The sequence below is a fragment of the Paenibacillus sp. 1_12 genome (genome assembly GCF_900114475.1).
Lineage (GTDB): Bacteria > Bacillota > Bacilli > Paenibacillales > NBRC-103111 > Paenibacillus_S.
On the sequence record NZ_FOTE01000020.1, the window covers coordinates 1 to 24,322 of the forward strand.

Here is a 24,322-nt window from a genome sequence, read left to right on the forward strand (position 1 = left end):
AAAGTGGAACAACGAATTTTTCGTCAGGATTGGTCTAATTCCAGCTTTCTGGCTCTACTATGAAGCGCAATATGGATACACATTAGAAAATTATACCCAGTATATGAAGGATAAACAGAAAGCGAAAAGTGCTAGTAGATTAGCAAAAATGAAAGAACGCGGACAAGAATATTACACTCCTGAGCGCGTTCGGAAAATGCAGTATGCCCAGAGATTAGCTACATATTAAATTCAAGTTGAATCACGTTGGTGAGCCGTATGCCTTAGTAGGGCACGTGCGGTTCGATAAGGGGGGAGCCATGAGAGTGGTTCCCCTACTTTATTTGCATGCAGCCTTAGCCTACGAGGGTGTCTTCTAATGAAGTTATCTATGAACATTCGACATAATAAGATGAATTTCATCAAGAAACCTAATAAATTTCTAATAGTTACCTCAAACTTTTTGAAACATTTTCACGTATAGTAAGTGTATAGCTTAAGTGGAGGTGTTCTTATGAGAGACATACAATTACTACACAAAGGAAAAGTTTATCATGGACGCATAGGATATGATCAACCAGATATGATGGAAGTAGAAACCCTAAAGCCCGTAGAATTTGCTAGAGGGGATAAAGTGCTTTGCTTTGATTTCCAAAGACGTCAACCGACAAAGGTTTTATATGCAACCTCGACAAAATTGATTCTTGCCACAGCAGAATCGGAATTGTTTAACATAGGAAAAAGACCTGAAAAAGCGTATGAGGACTTCTTTATGAATGATGATTTGGAACCGGTAAAAAGCTTTAAATTGAACACCTATGCGACACTTAACGATGATTTTAAAATTACAGCGGTTCGAATCTCAGATGTAAGTCAGATTGGTATTGGCTTGGAGGTCAACGATTTCTCGATCAAGCTGAACCATGTGTATGATACCAAAATATTTTGCGATGATGAGTGCATTATGCCTAAAATTATCGTTCGTTACGCACATATTTTGGAAAAAACGATTCGCTACGGAGCAGAGATTCACCAGATCTCATCCAGTGACTTGAACAAATTTCAATATTATGTAGCAACTCAGCAATTTAAACAACTGATGCACGCTTAACACTTTTATAACATTTCACAAACGCTGGGAGCTGATCTCAGCGTTTTTTTTACGTTGATTACGATGCTTGAAAGAAGAATGTGGAAAGATAGGATTAGGCTCGAATGATGAAGATGAGAAAAAGTATTGCCCCTGTTTATAACACGTGTTATATTGAGTTTGAGGTGTTAGACATGACGGGTAAAAGAGTAACCAGCTTTGATGTCGCCAAACGTGCTGGAGTGTCCCGAAGCGTTGTTTCGGCTGTGTTAAACGGAACCCAGGGAATTGGGGTCGGTGAGGAAAAGCGAAAAGCGGTGTTGGATGCAATTCGTGAGCTGAACTACCAGGTCGATGCACAGGCACGAGGGATGAAAACAGGTCTTAGCCGCTGTCTGGCTGCGTACGGCAATGTGACGAACCTGCTTTTTTTGCAGGTGCTTGAGGGTATGCAGGCCGCTTGTGCAGGTCAGGGCTATCATGTACTGCTGTATCCATTCGGTCCATCGGAGCATCAGAAGCTGGAGGGGCTACTCGATTTATACCTGCAGCGGCGGATTGATGGCATTGTCGCTTTGGACCGTCCGAATCAGGTAAGTGAATCTTGGGTGGAGTTGGTGAACAGCCACAAGCTGCCTTATATTTCTGTAGAAGGTTACCCCGAACATAATCAGATCACATCCGTATTAATGGATTATCGGGAAAGCATTCACCTTGCTCTGGACTTTATATGGGAACGCACGGGGCTGGCTCCTGTCTATCTGGAGTTGTATCATGAGCATATTCCACTTGGCAGCGGGGACCGGCAGCGTAGACTTGCTTATGAGGAGTGGATGGCAGACAAGCAATTGGAGCCTTGCATGCTGTCAGCGGCCGATGGTCCATGGGAGCAGCGGCGTGAATTTTGGACAGATTGGGTTTCGGAACGCAGCAAGCCCTTAGCCATATTGACCAACTGGTCAAGGGGGGCTGTGTATATATGCCGTGCCGCACAGCTGCTTGGAGTCGAGGTTGGCCGCAATATTCATGTGATGGCAGCGGACAATACGGAGCGGATCAATCAGCATATGTATCCGACGATTACTTCTGTAGAGGTTCCCTATGTAGAGATGGGGCGTCTGGCAGCGGAACGTATATTGGAAACGATTGATGGCCGCAGAGCCTTCACCGATCATAGCGATATGATGGTTTCCTCAAAGCTCATAGTTCGGGATAGTGTGGGCTGCTGTATATGACACTTCGTTTTTCTAGAAGGGTCCGCTTTCTCTACTCGGGCTGTGTGTTTCTTTTATTCATCTTATATAGTTTTTTTTGAATTTAATAACACGTGTTATCAAATAAAAGGAGTGGTCTGTATGTTTTATGTATGGGAAAAACTGAACGCCCGCGTGCTTGAGCTTGATGAATTTCGATACAGAGAAAAATTAGCGATTCCTGCTTTTCAAAGCTTGGAGGACCCGGAGGGTGAAATTGGTGCGAGACCTGCTTTGCCTTTAACGCAGTCTCCAGATATGAAGGAAATGTCATTGGGCGAGCATTGGCGTGGACGTGACCGCTATCTGTGGTTGGCTGCTGATGTGGTGGTACCGAAGGATTGGCAGGGCAAGAAGGTGCTGGGTCGTTTTGATTTTGGTAAAACGGGAGGAAGCTCTGGTTTTGAGTCACTGCTGTATGTGAATGGACAGCCTTATCAAGGTGTCGACTCCAATCATCAGGAGGTTTTTTTCGAAGAGGCTGCAGGAGCGACTTTAGGGCTGTGTTTCAGATTATGGAGCGGTTTGGGCGGCTATCAATCCAAGGCAATTATGGAGCATCAGTTAAAGCGGGCTGAGCTGTGCTGGCTGGATGAAGCTGCAGATGACCTATATTACACAGCTCGTGCGGCACTCAGTGTAGCTAGAGTAATCCATGAGCACTCGCCGGAGCGGCAGACATTGCTGTCTGCGGTTGATCAAGCTTTTCTACTAGTAGATTGGTCCCGACCGGGCTCGGATGATTTTTACGCATCAGTAAGTGCCGCGGCACACCTGCTGCGGACAACGGTCAAGGAGCTTCCAAAGCATCATGCGGTTACGGTACGCTGTATCGGGCATACGCATATTGATGTGGCCTGGCTGTGGCGGCTTAAGCATACGCGTGAGAAAGCGGTTCGATCTTTCTCCACGGTGCTGCGCTTGATGGAGAAGTTTCCGGATTACGTGTTCCTGCAGACGATGCCTCAGCTGTATGATTATATCAAAACCGACTATCCGGAAGTGTACGAGCAGATTAAAGAGAGAGTCAAGGAAGGACGCTGGGAAGCCGGCGGAGGCATGTGGCTGGAGGCCGACTGCAACCTGACCACAGGTGAATCCTTGGTAAGACAACTGCTGTATGGTACGCGGTTTCTTCGTGAGGAATTCGGTGCGGAATGCACGTATTTGTGGCTGCCGGATGTATTTGGTTACAGCTGGGCGCTGCCACAGATTTTGCGGAAATCCGGAATCGACACCTTCATGACGACCAAAATCAGCTGGAATCAATATAACCGTATGCCGCATGATACCTTTCAATGGCGGGGGATTGATGGCACCGAAATTTTAACGCATTTTATTACGACACCTGATCCTGATGCAGGTGATGGCGGTTGGTTGTATACGTATAATGGCGAGGTAACAGCTAGATCAGTGAACGGAATCTGGGAAACGTATCGCGACAAGCCTGTGAATCGGGAGCTGTTGTTAGCTTATGGCTATGGAGATGGTGGCGGTGGCGTCAATAGAGAAATGCTGGAGCTGCGCCGTAGGCTTGATGAGCTGCCAGGTATCCCGCATGTGACGACAGGTCGAGCCGATGAATATTTTGCCGAGCTGCATAAAACGATAGCGGAAACAAAGGAATATGTCCATACATGGGATGGCGAGCTGTATCTGGAGCTGCATCGCGGTACTTATACGAGTCAAGCTTATAACAAGCTGATGAATCGTAAGCTGGAATTGCTGGCTCGCGAAGCGGAATGGCTGGGAGTTATGGGCAGCCTGAGCCAAGGAAATTGGCAGCCTTATGCGAAGCAAAGAATCGATGAGGCATGGAAAATCGTGCTTAGAAATCAGTTCCATGATATCATTCCGGGCTCTTCGATTAAAGAGGTTTATGAGGACTCGACGTTAGAATATGCTGAAGCAGAAAAGCTGCTGCAGTTGGCATGCGATCAAGCCGAGGGAGCCCTGATCGTCAGCACGACTGCAACTGGAAATCAGACAAACGAAATGCATGACTCTGAAGCTGACAGCTCGGTTTATACGGTATGGAACAGCGCAGGCTGGGAAAGAAGCGGTCTTGTGCAGGTGAAGTACGATAGCTTCCTAATGGCTAACCAGCACATGGAGTGGAAGGATGAGAAGGGTCATACGTTAACCGCGCAGCAGGATGCCGATGGCTGGTGGGTGCAGTTGAATGGAGTCGCTTCGATGGGTTATACGACGATTTATGCTGTGCTTCGTGGTGCAGCGGCTAATCAAGAAACTCAACAGGCAAAAGCTACAGCTGAATCCCGTGATCTAACGGGCAAGGAGCGTATGTTGGCTGCCTCTTCTGAAGTGTTTACCTCACTCGACAATGGGATTGAAACACCGCATTATGTGTTGGCCTGGAATGAGAAAGGGCAGCTGACTTCGATTTGGGACAAAATGGCGCAGCGTGAAGTGTTAGCTGAAGGCTCCAATGGCAATGTGCTGCAAGTATTTGAGGATAAACCCAAAAGCAGACATGAAGCTTGGGATATAGATATTTATTATCAGGAGAAAAAAGAAGAAATTACCGCATTAACTTTAGCTGCAATTAGCGAAATCGGATCTCTACGTGCTGTCGTGACATTCAAATGGACTTACAAAGCTTCTACTATCGTTCAGCAAATGGTTCTGTATCGCGATTCGCGCCGAATTGATTTTGTGAATGAAGTAGATTGGCATGAGCAGCGCAAGCTGTTAAAAGCTGCATTTCCAGTTGAGGTACGCTCGACGGAAGCGACCTTCGATATTCAATATGGGAATGTGAAACGGCCAACACATTGGAATACGAGCTGGGATTATGCACGCTTTGAGGTTGTAGGGCACCAATGGGCTGATTTATCCGAGCGCGGTTATGGAGTCAGTCTGTTGAACGATTGCAAATACGGCTACGACATTAAGGACAATGTGATGCGGCTGACCCTAATCAAATCGGCAATCGTTCCCGATGATCAGGCAGACCAAGGGTACCATGCCTTCACTTATTCACTGCTGCCGCATACAGGGGATTGGATTGAAGGCGGAACGGTGGTCGAGGCATGGGATCTTAATGCACCCATGTCGAGCAAGCCGGGTGCTTCTGCTGGATCTGCATCGTTATTCAGGTTGTCGGGCGGCTATGTGCATATTGATGCCGTGAAAAAAGCAGAAGATGATGATCGCATGGTACTGCGCTTCCACGAGTTCGGCGGACAGCGTGGAATGATTGAATTGAATAGTGATTACACGATACGAAGCTGGCAGGAATGCGATTTGATGGAGCGTCCGATAAGCGAGCCGTCGAATGCATCAGTGATACGTTTGGCTGTTAAGCCTTATGAGATCAAGACAATTCTGATTGATGCTGTCAAAGGCTGATTCGATATATAAGCAGCTCATTACCACATAACTACAGCCTGACGGTATTCCGATTGGACTGGACATCAGGTAGGGGAAGGGCTGGGGAGCAATCCTGCTCTGTCACAGGAGAACATATATGAATGCCGATGTTTCATCAGTAATTAATTCATATAGAGACAATGATTACTATAGAGACAATAAACAAATAACCTGTCTAACACCTTCGTGTTTGGACGGGTTATTTGTTTTTCAGGATCAGGATTGAATCATCTACACCTTGTTTGACAAGGCAAACGATCCTAGCATTTCTTATTGCTGCTGCAGTTGTTTGACGAGCCGCTTGGCGGGACCGTTAGGCGTTGAGATCGTTTCATATACATTGACCGTCAAACCATTTTCAAACTGCTCGGTTTTAATGCTGCTGAAGGTAATTTTCTGATTCCCGGTTATAAGCTTCTGGGTGCCTGTAAAACTGGCTGTTTGTGATCCGAGAGAACGTCCAAGCCCATCGACCAGCTCAAACTCAAGCTGCGAGAAGTTAGGATCGATAATAACCTGCTCCTGCCGTGTTACGGTCAAGTCCATTTTCAGGACATAGTTGTAGGCATTGGAGCTATATAAAGTTGTGATGGCATAAGCATCAAAGCTAAGCTCAAACGGATAAAAGCTGATGGTTTTATCAATGGACTCATTTTGTACGGCCACCTGATACGTACCTACGGACAGCTTGTTGGCAGCCGAGGATTTGGGGTCAAATACGTTCAGCGCGAGCTGTGAACCCATTTCCGTTGTAGGCAGCATGTAAGAATAGGACACGACGTAGCTTGTATTTGGCATAATTTGGCTTGCTGCTGTAGATTGTCTGACTCCGGCAAAAGCAAGTCCTTGTCCATTAATTAGCTCGGTTCCAAGCGTAGGAAGTGTAATGGGGCTGCTTCCATTATTGGTAAGCTTGTATTTGGCAATGGCAGTTCTATAACCAAAATCACTGTTTTCATGTATATGAAGCTCCATTAAGGAAACCCCGATATTCGTATCCAGCCACCCGTTAGCGGCAAAGCTCATGGGCGTACCCATTTCATATGACTTGGCTTGAATAGCAGCATTACTCGCAAACTCGGCATGACTTAAATCAAATAGCATAACTGGACGTTTGACGGTGCTGCGGTTGGTTGTGTTGGAGCTCGAATTGGCTGATGTATTATTCGATACGTTTGAGCTGCCTGATGCTGTATTCGGAGAGGAACCATTATTATTACTGTTCGCGCTGCTCGATCCATTGTTAGTACTGCTGCTTCCTGTACTGCCTGAAGCATTGGAACCTGAATTCGTATTTCCGCCCGTGCCTCCATTGGATGACGTGTCTGTGTTATTTGTGTTCGTAGCGGTATTTCCAGCTGTTCCAGAATTGCCTGACGTATTGGTATTACCGCTGCCTGTGTTGTTGTTTGAGGTGTTACTATTACTATTTGTATTGACGGCAGAAGTGGTGTTTTCAAACAAAACAAGATTAACGCTTTGAGGCTCAATACCGTCTGGAAGCAGGACTGAATATTGGACAGTTGCCGTTTGACCTGCAGATAGGAAACCGCTCCGTACAGACTGTTCCTGGCTTGCTTCCATGCTCCCCGTACCAAACTGGTAGCTTCCGGTTAAAGCGGGAAGTACCGCAGCAGCAGTACTGTCATTGCGGATTTTAATCGTTGTTTGCAAAAGGACGCCTTCAGTTTGTTTCACGGCTATACCCTTGTCAGCAGCAATCGTCAGGCTGCTATCACTACCGAACAGGGAATAGGGCTGCTCTGAACCCACGGGCACTTTGATTTCGGTTTCGGATACAGGTAATGTTCCCAGCAGATGCTCTTCCGCTGCACTGACATAAAAAGCATCTAAATGTGTGCTGCTCATTTTGAAATTATCAGGTACCGAGGTACGGATCATGAGCTTGGTGAGCTTGCCTGGAAGCAGGGATTGTGGGCTTCCTTCTATAAAGGCTCCACTGTATTTTAATGAATCGGACGCCTGTAAACGAAACTGCAGGCTGTTAGGCAAGGTTAGTGTGGCTTTATCGCCATTTTGTGCAAATAATTCGGTATAGATGTAGCTCCCGCCATTTTCATTAATTCGGTAGCTTCGACCTAATCGAATAGCCACCTGAACTTCCTTTGAATAGGAAACATCCAAATCGTTCATAGGAATTAGAATTTGCTTAGATGCATCGTACATGGAAGTGACGACATTCGAAATCGATAAATCGCCAATGCTTCTCATAAAAGTAGGTTGGCTGTTATCCCATGCAAACAAATTGATTACAAGCTCATCAGGACTTTCTCCCGCTGCCATTTCTGAATAGAAGCGGAACTCCTGATCCTTTCCTGACGTCACACGAGCATTTTGCTTGCTTGTCAATTGGGCGGGAAATAAATTTCCTTGTCGATCCACAATACGAACACCGTAGCTATTGAAATCAATATCACTCCCGCTGCCATTGTGCATGTTTAATGAAAACTGTATAGAAGTCGAATCCTTTCCCGAAGTAAAGGCGGCGTTCTCCAAAGTGAAATAAGAATCTGCGGCAACAAATACACCTTCTTTTCCGGCAAAAGCCGATGGGGCCACAGCTAACAAGCAGCTTGTACAAACCGCTACAGCAACGAGCCATTTTTTTGCAGATAAAGACCATTTATCATTGCGTTTCATGTAGGTTCCTCCTAAGGGCTTTCCTGTGGAAAGCCTACTTCGTAAGTATGATTGCTCTAATCAGTTCTTAGCGCATCTATTGGACGCAGCTTGGAAGCTTTATTGGCAGGGTAGAGCCCGAATATCATGCCTACTGCAACTGAAAATAAAAAGGCATACAGACTCACCTCAAAAGAAAGCTGCGTGGTCTGTTTCGGATTCATCATCGGCCAAGCGATGGCGATGCCGCTTCCCAGCAGCAGGCCAATAATACCCCCAAGACCGCTAATCACCGTAGCTTCTATTAAAAATTGCAGCAGTATGTTTCTGCGTTTTGCTCCGATGGATTTACGGATCCCGATTTCCCGTGTTCGTTCACTAACCGTAACAAGCATAATGTTCATAATTCCGATACCGCCAACAAGCAATGAAATGCAGGCGACACTAATTAGTTGATTATTCAAGGTGCTAGATGCGGCTACACGAGCATTCATTAATTCATCCTGATTCACTAGTTGAAATCCAGTTTCACTTTTAAACTTATAGCTCAAATATTGCTTCATCGTATTTTGCGCGACAGACAACTCTTCTTTGGTAGGTGCCTCCAAATAAGTCGTACGGATATTGCCAAGCTTAAAGGCACGGCGTGCCGTCTCCAAAGGGACAAAGACGGAATTATCCAATGAGACCCCGCTAATGTTGGAGCCTTTGGTTTTTAAGGTGCCGACGATAGTAAATACGATTCCATCTATGTTAATATCTTCGCCGATCGGGTCCAGAGTTCCAAAGTAATTCTGGGCTACCGTGCTGCCCAATATAGCCACGGGGTTGCGAAACTCCATGTCCGCATCAAGAATAAAACGGCCTGAGGCCAGTTCCCCTTTCATCAGGGACAAGTAGCGGTCATTGGTTCCAACTACCGTATACTTTTCCTGGATACGATCGTATTTAATATTGGAATTGCTCTTAACCATGGTAGGTGCGATAGTTTCAATCTCGGGAAGCTGCTCAAGCGACATCAACTCATCATAATCGAGCTGAGTGGCGCGGCCGTTGCCCAGCGTGTTGACGACAATCAGATTGGTGCCCAGACTTTCATATTGCTTTTCTATCTGAGCGCTTGCTCCTTGCCCAATGGCTACCAAAGTGACAACAGAGCTAACCCCGATAATAACGCCCAGCATGGTCAAGATCGTCCGCATCGGATTTGCAGTTACTGTTCGCAGTGCCATATACAATAATTCCAACGGATTCATACCTGCACCTCAGAAGGTTTAGTCTCAGGAGAAGTAGTAGGTGCGCTGTGTGCACGCAGTGACGTTTCGTCAGGCAGCGGCAAAAGACGTTCATCCTTCACAATAGCTCCATCCCGAATGGAAATAACTCTTCTGGCATGATCGGCGATATGGGAGTCATGAGTAATCAGCACAATCGTATTTCCCTGCTTATTTAACTCAATGACGAGCTCTAGCACCTCATTGCCTGTTTTCGTATCAAGTGCGCCTGTAGGTTCATCCGCCAACAGCAGTGAAGGAGAGCCTGACAACGCTCGGGCGATGGCAACACGCTGCTGCTGTCCTCCGGAAAGCTCGCTTGGCTTATGGTGACCACGCGCACCCATCCCAAGCAATTCGAGCATGCGCATTGCTTTCTCCCGCCGCTCTTTTTTGCCGAGTCCTGAGTAGATCAAGGGCAGCTCGACATTTTCCAAAGCATTCAGCCGGGGCAGCAGATTAAATTGCTGGAAAATAAATCCGATCTTTTTGTTCCGCAGCTCTGCAAGCTGATTATCGCTCATATTTTCAGTGGCAACACCATCGAGTGAATAGCTGCCGGAAGTAGGGATATCCAACAATCCAATCGTATTCATAAGCGTTGATTTACCTGAGCCGCTGGGGCCGATTATAGCCACAAAGTCGCCCTTGGCGACTGATAGTGAGAGGTCGTTTAATATGTGCAGCTTCTCCGCACCGCGTTCATATACCTTTGTGATATTGCGTAATTCAATCATTGATTGCATCCCGGGAATACCTCCTTATCGTGCTAACATTTATCGATTGTTCCCGCCTGTTCTTTGATTGCCGCCGCCACCAGTGCTACCCGCACCAGCACCGCCAGCACCACCAGCACCACCAGGAAATCCGCCAGCACCACCAGCTCCAGCCGGAAATCCGCCAGCTCCAGTGCCACCTGCACCGCTTTGAAATTGTTGACGGAGACGGTCGATGTCAGCTTGACTGGCATTCTGTGTTCTTTGACGTGTGGCCACCACTACTTGATCGCCTTCCTTCAGGCCCTCAGTAACTTCAATATCGGTTTTGCTGCGGATCCCGATTTTTATTTCGTGGCGTTCTTCTTTGGTGCCATCCGCTTTTTGCAGTGTAACGTATCGTTTTCCCTGCTGCTGCTGAAGTGCTTCGATAGGAAGCAGGACGATATCTTTTTTATCCTGAATAATAATTTCGGCTGTAGCTGTCATTCCGTAGCGCAGCTCGCTCGTGTTTTTGACGGATAATACCGCATCAAAAAAGGTAACTCCATTCGTGGTCGTACCTACGGTTGATACTTGATTAACCTCGCCTTCAAACACTTTATTGGTGATCGAATCTACACGGACCGCAGCCTTCATGCCTGCTTTGACATTGGGCAAGTCCAATTCATCGACTTGAATCGGCAGCTGCATATAATCAAGGCTGGCAACAGCTCCGAGCAGCGTATTTACTTCGATCTTGGAGCCGACCGGATAGCTGGCGAGCACGTTGCTTTTCTTATTGGCAAAATCGGTAGAAAACACGCCATCAAAAGGAGCGAGTATCGTCAGCTGCTTCACTTTTTCCTGAAGGTCGTTGATCGTATTTTTTTGACGTTCTATCGCCGATTGCTTACTTGTAATGTCGTTTTGCAGCGTATCGTTGAACAGCGAGGCAATGATATCGCCTTGCTTGACCATGCTTCCATTTTTCACCTTTAATTCTTTGATGACACCGCTTGCGCTGGTAAGAATGGTTTCAATTGAATTGTAATCCAGTACGCCTTTATCCGACGATTCCACAAGACGACCGTTGAGCTGTAAGCTGCCCTTTACCTTCATTCCAGCCGCTAGTGTACCGTCATTGGTTATCTTGATGTCGACTTCAAGCAATTTGCCGCCGTTGGCATCCGCCTTGGGTTGAGTCCCAACAGCTTCAACCTTAGCGGTTTTAGTCAGGTTAAAACCGTCAATGGTAAGGTCGATCAGATCTCCCTTTTTAAGCTGCACCGCATTTTCCAGCAAAAAGGATAGCTTCGTAATGAACGAGGAAGAGTCGGACAACGTTGCGAAGCGGCTGGTTTTACCGACATTGGAGCCTACATCCAAATTGTTGATCAAGCTCAAGGTACCAGTGAGAGGCGCAACGATTTGTAAATGATTTTGCTGATTTTGCAATTCACTTAGATCCTTTTGCAGCTGTAGATAAGTGGATTCAGCCTCCTGTAGGCTGATTTCCTGGGAAGGTACCGATATTTCCAGTAAAACATCCCCTTTTTTGACAGCCTGATTACGTGTCAGGTTCATGGTTTTGATCGTACCATCGGCAGTAGCTATAATATTCTGCATATCTCTGGCCTCGAATTGTGAAGTGCCTGATACTACAGATCGGATGGTCCCTTTTTTGATTGACAGAACTTTCTCTTGCGGATTAGCAGCCTGCGTTTTGGGTTTGGAGGAAACGTACCAATAGGCACCAGCTCCACACAGTACCAATAGACTGACTACTAGGATCCCTATTTTTTTGCGAAATTTCATTCAAGCTTCTCCTTTCAAGCGACTTGGCAGGGGGGTGCCAGTTTCCTAATACTTTAGCAATGGGATGTGAATGAAGTGTGAAATGCTTCCAATGGAATCCGGTTAAGTGTAAAAAAAATGTGAAGACGAGCTCAGAATAGACAAGGGACCACGCGCAGCAAATAAAAAATTCGGTTCGTGATCAAAACTTCAAGATCTCCTTGTCTTGCTTGTTGTGCTCTTTCATTAGTGAGGTGAATGTCAAAAAAACCTTGATTGGCATCATGCCGTTCAAGGTTTTTTGGGGTGGGGCTGCCGAACCATAAGATGAACATATTCATACCACATTTATCCAATCGGATCAGATTGACCACCGGCACTTTTCTTATCTCAGGGCGGGGGTTATTCCTGAAATAGCTTTTTTAAATTCTCTTGATAAGGTGCGCGGATAACGCCTTTTTCAGTAATAATCGCAGTCACATATTCATTAGGCGTAATATCAAAGGCTGGATTAAACACTTTAACGCCCTTCGGTGCGGTACGTTTGCCAAAGCCCTGTGTAATTTCGTCCTCATGACGTTCCTCTATCGGAATGTCTGCTCCGTTAGCCGTATTCAGGTCAATGGTTGACATCGGGCAAGCCACATAAAAAGGAATACCGTGAGCCTTGGCAAGCACTGCCACGCTGTAAGTACCAATCTTGTTAGCAACATCGCCATTGGCGGCGACACGGTCCGTACCAACAATAACAGCTTGTACCCAACCTTTACTCATGACTACTCCGGCCATGTTGTCGCAGATCAGTGTAACGTCAACACCTGCCTGCTGAAGCTCGAAGGCGGTCAGACGTGCGCCTTGAAGCACTGGACGGGTCTCATCGGCGAACACCTTAAGATTCATACCGCGCTCCTGTGCCAAATACATCGGTGCGAGGGCCGTACCGTAGCGGGCTGTAGCTAGGCCGCCTGCATTGCAATGCGTAAGCACGCCCATTCCGTCCTCGAACAGATCCAGCGCGTGCACGCCGATAAGCCGGCATGTTTCCTCGTCCTCGCTTTGGATCAGCTTCGCTTCATCCAACAGCGCCTGCTTCATCGCTTCCGGCTCGCCGCCTGCGGAAGCCAGCTCCGTAGCACGCTGCTTCATCCGCTCCAGCGCCCAGAACAAGTTCACCGCCGTCGGGCGCGACGTCGCCAAATAATCACACTGCTTGGCCGTTTCGGCAAGCAGATGCTCCAGCCCGCCGCTTGTACCACGCATGCCGAGGTAAACCCCATACGCCGCTGCAATGCCGATAGCGGGTGCGCCGCGTACTGCGAGCTGCTTGATCGCATCCCATACCTGCTCGGCTGTTGTCAGCTCCAAATATACGATTTCATCCGGCAGCAGCCGTTGATCGAGCAGATCCAAGCTCTGGGTCGCCGAGTTCCAGCGTACCGATTGCAGCCAATCGGCTGCCTCATTCTTTTCTTCCTGCTTCTCATTTACGCTCATCTTAGTTGCTCCTTTCAAATTCTATTCAATCGCTTTGGCTGCAATTTCCAGCAGGTCGTTAATCGATTGAGCCTGACGGTTATGCTTGATAAGAGCCGTTCCAATTCGGAGCGCAATGCGCTGTGCGCGTTCTTTGGCTGCTTCGTCCTCAAGCTTATTGATGTCGGCAACCTGTGCAAGACCGTGTACGCGGCGAACCATTTTGCATCCGGTATAACCGATGGCGTCACGAAGCAACTGCTCCAAATACCACTCCTGATAGTTTTCATCTGCAAAGACGCGGTCTACGCCATACAAGGACCAGATAGAACGAAACTCACCACTGAAGGTATGCCAAATATCTCGAATCGTTCCAAGTAAGTAACCACGGTAATCATCACGTGACAGCTGATCCTGACTCCAGCCTTCCTGTGCGGCATAATTCAGCAGCAGGTTGGCAAATACAGCGCCGATATCAAAACCCATTGGACCATAATAGGCGAACTCAGGATCGATAACCTTAGTGGAATCCTCGGTAATAAAAATACTGCCTGTATGCAAATCACCGTGAAGCAGGGCTTGAGCTTTGGTCAGGAAGCCGTTACGCAGAACGGCAACCTCAAGGAGCAGCTCCTTGTCGACCCATAGGGCTTCGACTTCACTTTGGATGGCTGGAGGAATATTATTCGTTTCCGCATTGCGATACGGATCGTCAAAGATCAGATCCTCCGTAATTTTGCAAAGCTCTGGATTAATAAATTGTTTGACGCGCAGCTTCTTTTCCTGCTGATTCATGCCAAGATCCGACGTATAAAATAACGTGTGAGCCATGAAACGTCCGATATGCTGAGCAAAAAGCGGATAGCGGTTGCCATCCATCAAGCCTTTACGCATGATCACATGATCACTTAAATCCTGCATGACCGTTAAGGCCAAATCTTTGTCATACGTATACACATGAGGTACCAGATCAGGGCATAAGGATTCTTGTATTTGTAAAGCTTCGCTTTCAATACGTGCCCGGTCCAGCGTGAGCGGCCAGGATTCCCCGACAACCTTGGCATAAGGTAAGGCCTGTTTCAAAATGATGCTTTTGCCTGTCGAAGCTTCTGAAATATGAAATACGAGATTCAAATTGCCGTCTCCGATTTCATGACTGGAAAGCTCGCTTCCAGCGGTAAACAAGTCAGGTATAGTGCGTGCATAAGCTACTGCTTCTGCTTCTGTCAAAGCATGATATGTAGACATGGTTTGATATTCCTCCTTCTAGTTTGGGTAAAGAACGAGCCTCGATAAATTATGCTTATAAAATTACATGGAAAAATGCATCAAGTATGCTCTTTATCCGAAAGACTGCTAACCTATAGTATAACAAAATGAGTCATCGCTTGGAATAGCAGATCATGGTTACTGTGGGGAACAAACTCTAATTTACAAAATATACATCTGGCGATAATACACCGATAACGCTCAGGTTCTATATTAAAGCTATACGATTCGTATTGGGAGGGTTTCATAGGATGAAGCTGCTTGGAAAATTATTGTCTGTAGTTTTTGCTGCGGGTGTTGTACTTCTGTTGGGAGTTCAGGCTCAAGAGGAGCCAGTTCATGCAAATCCATATAAGGCTAATTATCAACAATATGAACGTATTCAAAAGCCAGTACTCGTTGTAAACAGTGATAATAACCGGAATCCTTAAGCAGAGCACTAAGCAATTCTTCCATAACAATAAAAAGAAAAGGGAAGGCTCTCAGGCCCTCCCTTTTTTCTTTTTGCATCAAACGCTCCTAAAATAGCTTGCTGCGACCTCGATGCTCGACAAGATCGATGGCACCCAATACCACATGGGCTAAACCGAATCCTGCTACAGCTGCTGCGGCCATGGGGTACTTACCTCGCAGTGCAACACCGGAAGCCGTAACAGCTGTACCCAAAACAGTAGGAATAAGTCCTTCTCGCATGGTGGTTCCTCCTCTGGATCTTGAGTGGATGTTCGAATGCATTTATAGTTTGAGGTTAAATCGATAAATGTATGTTTGCCAAATAGTTGCATTATCAAGCTGAACAATCTTATAATGGAGTATTACGAATTACAGTTGGCATCATTATTTGCTTGTAGAAGGGGGTGAGGGTGATCAAGGAAAGCGTATCAAAGCCAGTGGCGTTAAAGGAATGGGCCGTAGCTATAGAAGCACTTCGAGAAGGGCGGCAAATTTTGATCATGCGAAAAGGTGGGATTCGTGAAGAAACACGGGACTTTCACATTGAAAGCGAGAGCTTTTATTTATATCCGACCTATGAGCATCAGAAGAAGCAATGGATCAAGCCGGAGCATCAGTATAAGCTGGATCTGACCTTGAAGGACTGGAACATTGAGGATACAGAGATTGAGGTTCATTGTTATGCGGAGCTGGTAGAGGATATACTAATAGAAGATCAGGAGCAATTGAACAAGCTGAGCGAGCTGCATTTATGGACCGATTCATTTGCCGAGGAGAGATTGAAGTGGAAGCGTGCCAAACCGCTCCATGTGATGCTGCTGCGGGTCTATGAGCTGGATGTGCCGATCAAGCTGCCGATTATTCCTTCATACATAGGCTGCAAATCATGGATTCAATTGGAGGACAGCACGATTAACACGGCATCTCGTAAGCCAGTGCTTCCAGATGAAGTGTTCGAAGGAGTAGTTGCTCAAATCAACAACGCTTTAAAAGGGTAATAGATAAGAAGAATGAAAAACTACGTTAAATGAGACATGTTTGGCATATAATTTGCAAACTCTTCGCTCCAACCATTGAGAATCAGTGATAATCAGTTTATAATGATTATTAGATAAGAATAATCACTCTAAATATAGACTTTAAATATGGAGGAAATAAGATCATGGCACAAACAACGGAATTCACTATAGACGGTTTGAAAGCTACTGTCGAAGGCAAGGAAATTTTGAAGGGCTTGAACCTCACCATGAAGGGCGGAGAAATCCATGCTATTATGGGACCCAATGGAACAGGTAAAAGTACGCTGGCTTCTACAATCATGGGTCATCCCAAGTATGAAGTTACCGAAGGCGCGATCACAATCAATGGCGAAGATGTTCTTGAAATGGCTGTTGACGAAAGAGCTCGTGCAGGTATTTTCTTAGCCATGCAGTACCCGAGTGAAATTACCGGTGTCACGAATGCCGATTTTCTGCGCAGTGCAATTAATGCCCGTCGCGAGGAAGGCAGCGAAATTTCCTTGATCCGCTTTATCCGTCAAATGGAGAGCAAAATGAAAGAGCTTGAAATGAATCCGGAATTTATGCACCGTTATTTGAATGAAGGATTTTCCGGCGGCGAAAAGAAGCGTAATGAAATTTTGCAAATGCTGCTTCTTGAACCAAGTGTTGTTATTTTGGATGAAATCGACTCCGGTCTGGATATAGATGCTCTTCGTATTGTCGCAGCTGGTGTGAACGCTATGCGTTCCGAAGATCGCAGCTTTCTGATCATTACCCATTACCAACGTTTGCTTAACTACGTAAAACCGGATTTTGTACATGTTATGATGCAAGGACGTATTGTGAAATCGGGCGGTCCTGAACTGGCAGAGCGTCTTGAGAATGATGGCTACGACTGGATTAAGGAAGAGTTGGGCATTGACGATGAGACCGTTGGCGGACAGGAAGAAGAATTTAAAATCCCAATGAACACTTCAGGTCCAAAATACTAAGTGATAATCGTACAGGAGGAATATATATGACTACACAAGCCATTCTTCCCATCGATCGTCAAGCCATCGTGCAGCTGTCCCAATCGAGACAAGAGCCTGAGTGGATGACCAATCTGCGTTCAGAAGCGCTGGAATTGGCCGGATCGTTGGAATTACCCGTGCTTGAAAAAACAAGAATTGACCGTTGGAACCTTCGTTCTTTCGGAACACATAAAGCAGAAGCAGAAATAACTTCCATGGAGCAGCTGCCCGAATTCACTAAAGCACTGCTGCAGGATGACAGCCATCAAGCAAGCTTGATCATTCAAAGAAACTCCAGCATCGTTTTCCAGAATGTTTCAGAGGAGCTAACCAAGCAGGGTGTGATTTTTTCCAGCCTGGAAGCTGCTTTAACGAATCATCCGGAGCTGGTAAAGCAGTACTTCATGAGTGTGGTCAGCAAGGATGAAAACAAACTGACAGCTCTGCACACAGCACTATGGAGCGGCGGCGTATTTTTGTATGTACCGAAAAATGTAAAAGTCGATCTGCCGCTGCAAGCTTTATTCCTTACGGATGACGCAGATGCTTGCTTCTCGCCGCATGTACTTATCGTTGCCGAGCAGCATTCTTCTGTCACCTATGTCGATAATTTTGCGTCAAACGGGGATTTGAATAATCTTGTACAGAACGGTGTTGTGGAAGTCATCTTGAAGCCTGGTGCGGTAGTTAACTATGCATCGGTCCACAACTTTGACGAATCAGTTATCGATTTATCCTACAGAAGAGCTCTTGTCGAGCAGGATGCTTCGATGAACTGGGTGATCGGTGAAATGAACTACGGTAATGTGATGTCGGATACAACGTCTTTGTTGAAGGGCAATGGCTCCACCTCTGACGCCAAAATCATATGTGTGGGTACCAACGAACAGAAGCTGAATGTAACGACTCGCGCAGTTCACTTTGGCAAAAACTCCAGCAGCGACATGATTACCCGTGCCGTTATGCGTGATGCAGCAACAGCGATTATTAACGGTATCACGAAGATCGAAAAAGGCGCTACTGGAGCCAACGGCCAGCAAACCGAAAAGGTGCTTATGCTGAGTCCTAAAGCACGCGGCGACGCGAATCCGATCCTGCTTATCGATGAGGATGATGTGAAAGCCGGACATGCCGCCAGCGTTGGCCAAGTAAATCCGGAGCAAATTCATTATCTGATGTCCCGCGGGATTACACGTGAAGAAGCACAGCGCTTGGTTATTTATGGTTTCCTTGCACCTGTGGTTTCGATTATCCCAATGAAAAACATTCAGGAACAGCTGCAGCGCTTCGTTGAAAGGAAGCTGGGACAATGAATAGCAGAGAAATCCGTCAACTATTTCCCATCCTTCATCAGGAAGTAAACGGTCATCCTCTGGTATATCTGGATTCGGCTGCGACTTCGCAAAAACCGGTGTCCGTCATTGAAGCCATCAAGCATTATTATGAATATGATAACTCCAATGTGCATCGCGGTGTCCATACACTGGGATCAAGAGCTACAGACGCTTATGAGGGTGCACGTGAAAAGGTAGCTAAATTCATTAATGCCGGTTCTACTGAAGAAGTAATATTTACCCGCGGCACAACAACGGCTTTGAATATGGTCGCATCCGGTTATGCACGTGTGATTTGCCAGGAGGGTGATGAAATCGTCATTACCCCAATGGAACATCATAGCAATCTGATTCCATGGCAGCAGGTTGCCAAAGCAACCGGAGCCGTCTTGAAATATATTCCACTGCAGGAAGATGGTTCGATTCTTCTGCAGGATGTGGAAGCTACGATAACGGATCGTACCAAAATTGTATCGGTTACCTATGTTTCCAATGTGCTTGGTGTTGTGAATCCTATCAAAGCTATCACAGAAATCGCGCATCGTCATGGTGCAAAGATGGTGGTCGACGGCGCGCAAAGCACACCTCATTTGAAGGTTGATGTACAAGATCTGGATTGTGACTTTTACGCCTTATCAGGGCACAAAATGTGCGGTCCAACCGGCATTGGTGCCCTGTATGGAAAAAAGACGCTGCTTCAGCATATGGAGCCTATCGAGTTTGGCGGCGAAATGATTGATCATGTGGATCTCTATGACTCTACATGGAAGGAGCTCCCTTGGAAGTTCGAGGGAGGAACGCCAGTCATTGCGGGAGCCGTAGGACTTGGCGCCGCGATTGACTTTCTTGAAAGCATAGGCATGAGTGAAATTGAACGTCACGAAAGGCAGCTGACAGCTTATGCTGTTGAGCGCTTGAGTGAGATTGAGGATTTGAAGATTTATGGACCGCTTACGGATCGTGCCGGTTTGGTTACATTTAATTTAGGTGATGTACATCCGCATGATGTAGCTACCGTGCTGGATACAGATGGAATTGCTATTCGTGCAGGTCATCATTGCTGCCAGCCATTAATGCGCTGGCTGCAGGTATCGTCAACGGCTCGGGCGAGCTTTTACCTTTATAATACGGAAGAGGATGTTGACCGTCTGGTTGCTTCGCTTCTAAAAACAAAGGAGTACTTCGGCCATGCAATTGGATGATTTGTACCGTAGAGTCATTATGGATCATTATAAAACCCCTCGTAATCGCGGCACCTTTGAAGATGAGGCTGTCACCATTGACCTGAACAATCCGACATGCGGCGATAAAATTCAGCTTCAGATGCAGATTGATGACGGCAAGGTGAAGGCTGCCAAATTTGTCGGTGAAGGCTGCTCCATCAGTCTTTCCTCCGCTTCGATGATGACTGATGCTGTCAAAGGCAAAACAATCGAAGAGGCGTTGGAGATGGCAGACAAATTCTCCTCGCTCATGAAGGGTGAGCCTGTAGAATTTGAATATGAGGATATTGAGGCCCTCTCAGGGGTGAACAAGTTTCCGGCACGCATCAAGTGCGCAACGTTGTCATGGAACGCCTTACGTAAGGGAATTGAACAGTCGCAGCGACAGGAGTAAGTCGTATAGCATAGCAATATGATGAACATTTTAAAGGAGGTTTACCTATTATGGCCAAGCAAATGCCCGAAATGGAAGCTTATCAATATGGATTTCGTGACGAACACGAATCAATCTTCAAAAGCGGCAAAGGCTTAACCCGCGAAATCATTATGGAAATTTCCGCCATGAAAAAAGAACCGGACTGGATGCTTGATTTTCGCTTAAAGTCCTTTGAGCAGTTTTTGAAAATGCCTATGCCACGCTGGGGCGGCAACATGGATGATCTGGATTTCGAAGAAATTCAGTACTATGTTAAGCCTTCGGAAAAGCAAGGTAAAACTTGGGAAGAAGTTCCTACGGAAATCAAGGAAACCTTTGATAAGCTCGGAATCCCTGAAGCTGAGCAAAAGTTTCTAGCCGGTGTTTCTGCACAGTATGAATCCGAAGTGGTATACCACAGCATGCAGAAGGAGCTTGAGGATCTTGGTGTTATCTTTACGGATACCGACACCGCGCTTCGTGAATATCCGGAACTTTTCAGAGAGCATTTCGGCACGATTATTCCTCCTAGCGATAATAAATTCGCTGCACTGAACAGTGCGGTATGGTCGGGCGGAAGCTTTATCTATGTACCGAAGGGCGTAAAGGTGGACACTCCACTTCAAGCTTACTTCCGTATTAACTCCGAGAACATGGGACAATTTGAGCGTACGCTGATTATCACAGACGAGGACAGCTTTGTTCACTATGTTGAAGGCTGTACAGCTCCAATCTATAGCACGAATTCCTTGCACAGCGCGGTTGTGGAAATCATTTGTAAGAAAAACTCACGTGCCCGTTATACAACGATTCAAAACTGGGCTCCGAATATTTATAACCTGGTAACCAAACGTGCTGTTGCTGAAGAAAATGCGACCATGGAATGGGTTGATGGCAACATTGGCTCCAAGCTGACCATGAAGTATCCTGCAGTTGTACTCAAAGGCCGCGGCGCTAAAGGTATGGTTCTTTCCATTGCTGTTGCCGGACGTGGACAGCATCAGGATGCAGGCGCCAAAATGACTCACCTGGCACCTGATACGACGTCAACGATTGTATCCAAATCGATCAGTAAGCATGGCGGTAAAGTAACTTATCGTGGTCTTGCTTCGTTCGGACGGAACTCTCAAGGTTCTAAGGCTAATATCAAATGTGATACGCTGATCATGGATAAAGAGTCCACCTCGGATACAATTCCATACAACGAAATCATGAATGATAATATTACGCTTGAGCATGAAGCTACGGTATCCAAGGTATCTGAAGATCAATTGTTCTATCTGATGAGCCGTGGTTTGACGGAAGCGGAAGCTACACAAATGATCGTCATGGGCTTTATCGAACCATTCACTAAGGAACTGCCGATGGAATACGCAGTTGAAATGAATCGTTTGATCAAGTTCGAAATGGAAGGTTCTATCGGTTAAGCTTTCTCATTACAGCCAGCTGTGATCGGCTTAGATAAGGCATCGTCTCTCTACGGAGGAACGATGCCTTTTTGTTTTGCATGGAAATGTATAAGGGAACTCTTAAATTCTCATGATAAGCAAGAGTTATCAATTTGGATTCTATTATGATGAGAAAGAGGAGCAGCCTACTTATGAAGCTTCCAGTCAAATACGTGATGATCAGTGTATTGGCGGTATGTTTGACCACTGCAGGCAGTGGATGCAGTCCGAATAAGGTCCAGCAGCAATCGGTTGCAGATTCAAAATTAAAAATACTCAATAGGGGAGGAGTTGGTGGTGCTAACTCACTGAGTGCAGACGATTCGGCACATCTGCCTATTACGATTTATGACGGAATTTCCTATGTAACAGGTAACGATTTGGCACAAGCCTTGCAGTTACATAGCAAATGGGAAGCAGATCGGAATATTTACCAGCTGGGGGACTTTGATGCGGCTTATGAGCTCAAGATTGGCTCTAATGATGTTCAGGTAGATGAAGGCACAATAAGGATAGCTCAGCCACCTATATTGCATAATTCAGTGGTTTATGTGCCGGTATCTGCACTTTCCCCATTGTTTGCATCGTATACAAATTTTATCGTTACAGACAAAGAAGTTAAGATCGATCCCTCTACTGTGAACACAACACAGCCTATAGATGGACCCGAAGATACAAGTTCGGGAGGGGATGCTGATTTTATGGACGATCCGAATGATCCTTTCAAGGGAGACCAGCGAGCATCAGATCAGAAAGAGAAGACAATAGCTTCTTTTGCCCATAACATCGGTTCAGCAAGACTCAATGACCCTATATCCGAGCTTTCACATTCAGCTATCCCCGCAGCCAATTTAAAAAATGTTGATGTCAATCAATTAATAGCAAAAGCCGAAAGTTATATAGGTGTCAAATATTTGTTCGGTGCTCCGCCTTACCCGCAGTCGGCCAAATTTGATTGCTCTACATTTACTCGCTATATTTATGGCCGTTATGGGATTCCCTTGGGCAGAACAGCGCGTGCACAAGCAGCTGAGGGAACAAGTGTAAGCAGGAAACAGCTTCGTAAAGGCGACTTATTGTTTTTTTATGTGCCAGGTCGGTTTCGTTCAAATAAAACAGTGGGTCATGTTGCTATTTATATGGGCAATAACCGTGTCATCCATGCTTCGCCTTCGCCGGAAAATGGTGTTCAAATAACGAATATCGATAAACCGTATTGGAAAGAAACCTTCTTAGAAGCCAAAAGATTTGTTTATTGACTACAAGCTAGCTGGATAGCAGCATCATGACAAAAGAGCCTATCTATGGGGATAGGCTCGATTAAGCGAATGCTATTCATTATACATTGCTTTTTATAGCTATACATATACCTCTTCGATTACTAATTCTGGGTGATCGGTCAGATTTACAAAGTGGTCGTCAACCTGCACCAGTGGCTTAAACATGTCGGATGGATGTGTTAGTACAATGAAACCGGTCTCACCAGATGATAAAAGAACACGCTTACCAATAAAATTTGGTATCATATTCCGAATAAACACCTGTGTAATCTTGGGATCGAGCTTGCCAAAGCTCAGCCTATGAAGTTCTCTAAGCACGAACAATAGATCCCGCTTTTTTTGGTAAACACGGGAAGAAATCATGGCACTGTATATATCAGCAACAGCAACTATTTTGGAAAGCGGAAGAATTGCAGATCCCTTAATTCCATGAGGATAACCGCTTCCATCGAATCGTTCATGATGCTGCAGAGCTGCTTGAGCCAATGCTTCACTCATGTTAGAGTCCTTAATAAGCTGATACCCAATGACCGGGTGCTGTTTAATCTCTTCGAATTCTTCATCCGTCAAACGTCCAGGTTTGGTCAATATGGATTTATCGATCCGGCATTTGCCTATATCATGCAGATAGCCGGCTTTTCCAGCTATTAACGCTCTTTCGTTGGTTTGTCCAAGCCATTTGGCAATATAGTAAGAAATCATGCCGACTTGCACACTATGCTGATATGTATAATCATCTTGGTTATTTAGTGTCAAAAGCAACGAAACGACATCTCTTTCATGAGCAAACTCGTTAGAAAGTGGAGCAAAGCTTTCGTTAACCTGGGATTCATCAAGCTTGCCGCTTCGTTCAACCTGCTCGAACAAATCCTTAATACCGTCGACCGCCTCCTCATATGCTTTTGCATGTTTGGAAAGATCCTCTTCAAGCAATGGAGCAGATTCTGGATGATTAGATGAATTATCGAAACGAATCATCAGATCCACATAATCAATGTGATGCAAATTCAGCTTACTGATATCCGAAGAATTCAAAACGGTATGGGCAGAAACGACAAGGAGCCCGTTTTTATTAAAAATATCTGAACCCGTGCGATCTCCAACCTGTAAATCCATTACTGACACTCTCAAGAAGATCACCTCAACTAAAAGTATAAAAAATAGTAGAATAATTCCAGTTTTATGCCCTTATCCTATCAAACTAATCTAGTTCTTGACAATAAGCATAATGAACCATATACCTCCAAAAATAGTCAAGAATAGATTAAATTATACTAAAGTCATGGGACGGT

Annotated in this window: 19 protein-coding genes and 1 pseudogene; 12 read left to right on the forward strand and 8 right to left on the reverse strand. The window is 45.8% G+C overall.

From position 1 onward, the window contains the following. The 4 genes and pseudogenes from BM210_RS35445 to BM210_RS28055 form a co-directional block, all read left to right on the forward strand. Positions 1 to 229 (forward strand): annotated as a pseudogene (locus tag BM210_RS35445) (group II intron reverse transcriptase/maturase); the annotation flags it as partial. Positions 230 to 493: 264 nt separating this feature from the next. Then, entirely contained in the window at positions 494 to 1,090 is a 597-nt protein-coding gene (locus BM210_RS28045) for a PilZ domain-containing protein (RefSeq protein ID WP_091175669.1), read from the forward strand. 104 nt (positions 1,091 to 1,194) lie between these two features. Beyond that, on the forward strand, positions 1,195 to 2,304 hold the full coding sequence (locus tag BM210_RS28050; protein ID WP_256224101.1) for a LacI family DNA-binding transcriptional regulator: 1,110 nt from the start codon (positions 1,195 to 1,197) through the stop codon (positions 2,302 to 2,304). 120 nt (positions 2,305 to 2,424) lie between these two features. Then, positions 2,425 to 5,694, forward strand: coding sequence for an alpha-mannosidase (locus tag BM210_RS28055; RefSeq protein ID WP_091175670.1), 3,270 nt, complete (start codon positions 2,425 to 2,427; stop codon positions 5,692 to 5,694). A gap of 291 nt (positions 5,695 to 5,985) precedes the next feature. Here BM210_RS28055 and BM210_RS28060 read toward each other — a convergent pair whose 3' ends face one another. The 6 genes from BM210_RS28060 to mtnK form a co-directional block, all read right to left on the reverse strand. Further along, entirely contained in the window at positions 5,986 to 8,376 is a 2,391-nt protein-coding gene (locus BM210_RS28060) for a hypothetical protein (RefSeq protein ID WP_091175672.1), read from the reverse strand. A 56-nt stretch (positions 8,377 to 8,432) separates the two neighbouring features. Further along, complete coding sequence (locus BM210_RS28065) at positions 8,433 to 9,611, reverse strand: ABC transporter permease (RefSeq protein ID WP_091175673.1); 1,179 nt, start codon at positions 9,609 to 9,611, stop codon at positions 8,433 to 8,435. Continuing rightward, positions 9,608 to 10,375, reverse strand: coding sequence for an ABC transporter ATP-binding protein (locus BM210_RS28070; RefSeq protein ID WP_091175675.1), 768 nt, complete (start codon positions 10,373 to 10,375; stop codon positions 9,608 to 9,610). The genes BM210_RS28065 and BM210_RS28070 overlap by 4 nt, the downstream gene beginning before the upstream one ends. 30 nt (positions 10,376 to 10,405) lie before the next feature. Further along, on the reverse strand, positions 10,406 to 12,142 hold the full coding sequence (locus BM210_RS28075; protein ID WP_091175676.1) for an efflux RND transporter periplasmic adaptor subunit: 1,737 nt from the start codon (positions 12,140 to 12,142) through the stop codon (positions 10,406 to 10,408). Between the two features lie 381 nt (positions 12,143 to 12,523). After that, the gene (mtnA, locus tag BM210_RS28080; RefSeq protein ID WP_091175678.1) at positions 12,524 to 13,615 is read right to left on the reverse strand and encodes an S-methyl-5-thioribose-1-phosphate isomerase; all 1,092 of its coding nucleotides are present in this window, start codon (positions 13,613 to 13,615) and stop codon (positions 12,524 to 12,526) included. Between the two features lie 21 nt (positions 13,616 to 13,636). Further along, on the reverse strand, positions 13,637 to 14,842 hold the full coding sequence (gene mtnK / locus BM210_RS28085) for an S-methyl-5-thioribose kinase (RefSeq protein WP_091175680.1): 1,206 nt from the start codon (positions 14,840 to 14,842) through the stop codon (positions 13,637 to 13,639). 272 nt (positions 14,843 to 15,114) lie between these two features. Between mtnK and BM210_RS28090 the strand changes: the two genes are divergently transcribed. Then, entirely contained in the window at positions 15,115 to 15,294 is a 180-nt protein-coding gene (locus BM210_RS28090) for a hypothetical protein (RefSeq protein WP_091175681.1), read from the forward strand. 88 nt (positions 15,295 to 15,382) lie between these two features. Here BM210_RS28090 and BM210_RS28095 read toward each other — a convergent pair whose 3' ends face one another. Further along, the gene (locus BM210_RS28095; RefSeq protein ID WP_091175683.1) at positions 15,383 to 15,556 is read right to left on the reverse strand and encodes an asparagine synthase; all 174 of its coding nucleotides are present in this window, start codon (positions 15,554 to 15,556) and stop codon (positions 15,383 to 15,385) included. Between the two features lie 173 nt (positions 15,557 to 15,729). On the opposite strand from BM210_RS28095, the gene BM210_RS28100 reads away from it, so the two are divergent. The 7 genes from BM210_RS28100 (at position 15,730) to BM210_RS28130 (ending at position 23,009) form a co-directional block, all read left to right on the forward strand. Beyond that, a complete protein-coding gene (locus BM210_RS28100) occupies positions 15,730 to 16,314 on the forward strand; it encodes a DUF1802 family protein (RefSeq protein ID WP_091175777.1) in 585 nt (194 codons plus the stop codon). A 164-nt stretch (positions 16,315 to 16,478) separates the two neighbouring features. Continuing rightward, a complete protein-coding gene (sufC, locus tag BM210_RS28105) occupies positions 16,479 to 17,309 on the forward strand; it encodes a Fe-S cluster assembly ATPase SufC (RefSeq protein ID WP_091175684.1) in 831 nt (276 codons plus the stop codon). A gap of 26 nt (positions 17,310 to 17,335) precedes the next feature. Beyond that, complete coding sequence (gene sufD / locus BM210_RS28110) at positions 17,336 to 18,643, forward strand: Fe-S cluster assembly protein SufD (protein ID WP_091175685.1); 1,308 nt, start codon at positions 17,336 to 17,338, stop codon at positions 18,641 to 18,643. After that, positions 18,640 to 19,866 carry a cysteine desulfurase gene (locus BM210_RS28115; RefSeq protein WP_091175687.1) on the forward strand — a complete coding sequence of 409 codons (1,227 nt, stop codon included), beginning with the start codon at positions 18,640 to 18,642 and terminating at the stop codon, positions 19,864 to 19,866. Before sufD ends, BM210_RS28115 begins: the two co-directional genes overlap by 4 nt. Continuing rightward, entirely contained in the window at positions 19,853 to 20,281 is a 429-nt protein-coding gene (gene sufU / locus BM210_RS28120; protein WP_091175688.1) for a Fe-S cluster assembly sulfur transfer protein SufU, read from the forward strand. The genes BM210_RS28115 and sufU overlap by 14 nt, the downstream gene beginning before the upstream one ends. 50 nt (positions 20,282 to 20,331) lie before the next feature. Further along, the gene (gene sufB / locus BM210_RS28125; protein ID WP_091175690.1) at positions 20,332 to 21,729 is read left to right on the forward strand and encodes a Fe-S cluster assembly protein SufB; all 1,398 of its coding nucleotides are present in this window, start codon (positions 20,332 to 20,334) and stop codon (positions 21,727 to 21,729) included. A 173-nt stretch (positions 21,730 to 21,902) separates the two neighbouring features. Next, positions 21,903 to 23,009, forward strand: a complete 1,107-nt coding sequence (locus BM210_RS28130) for a C40 family peptidase (protein WP_177238045.1) — start codon at positions 21,903 to 21,905, stop codon at positions 23,007 to 23,009. Between the two features lie 99 nt (positions 23,010 to 23,108). Here BM210_RS28130 and BM210_RS28135 read toward each other — a convergent pair whose 3' ends face one another. Next, positions 23,109 to 24,161: an HD-GYP domain-containing protein gene (locus tag BM210_RS28135; protein WP_177238046.1), complete on the reverse strand. Its 1,053-nt coding sequence runs from the start codon at positions 24,159 to 24,161 to the stop codon at positions 23,109 to 23,111. Between the last annotated feature and the right edge of the window lie 161 nt (positions 24,162 to 24,322).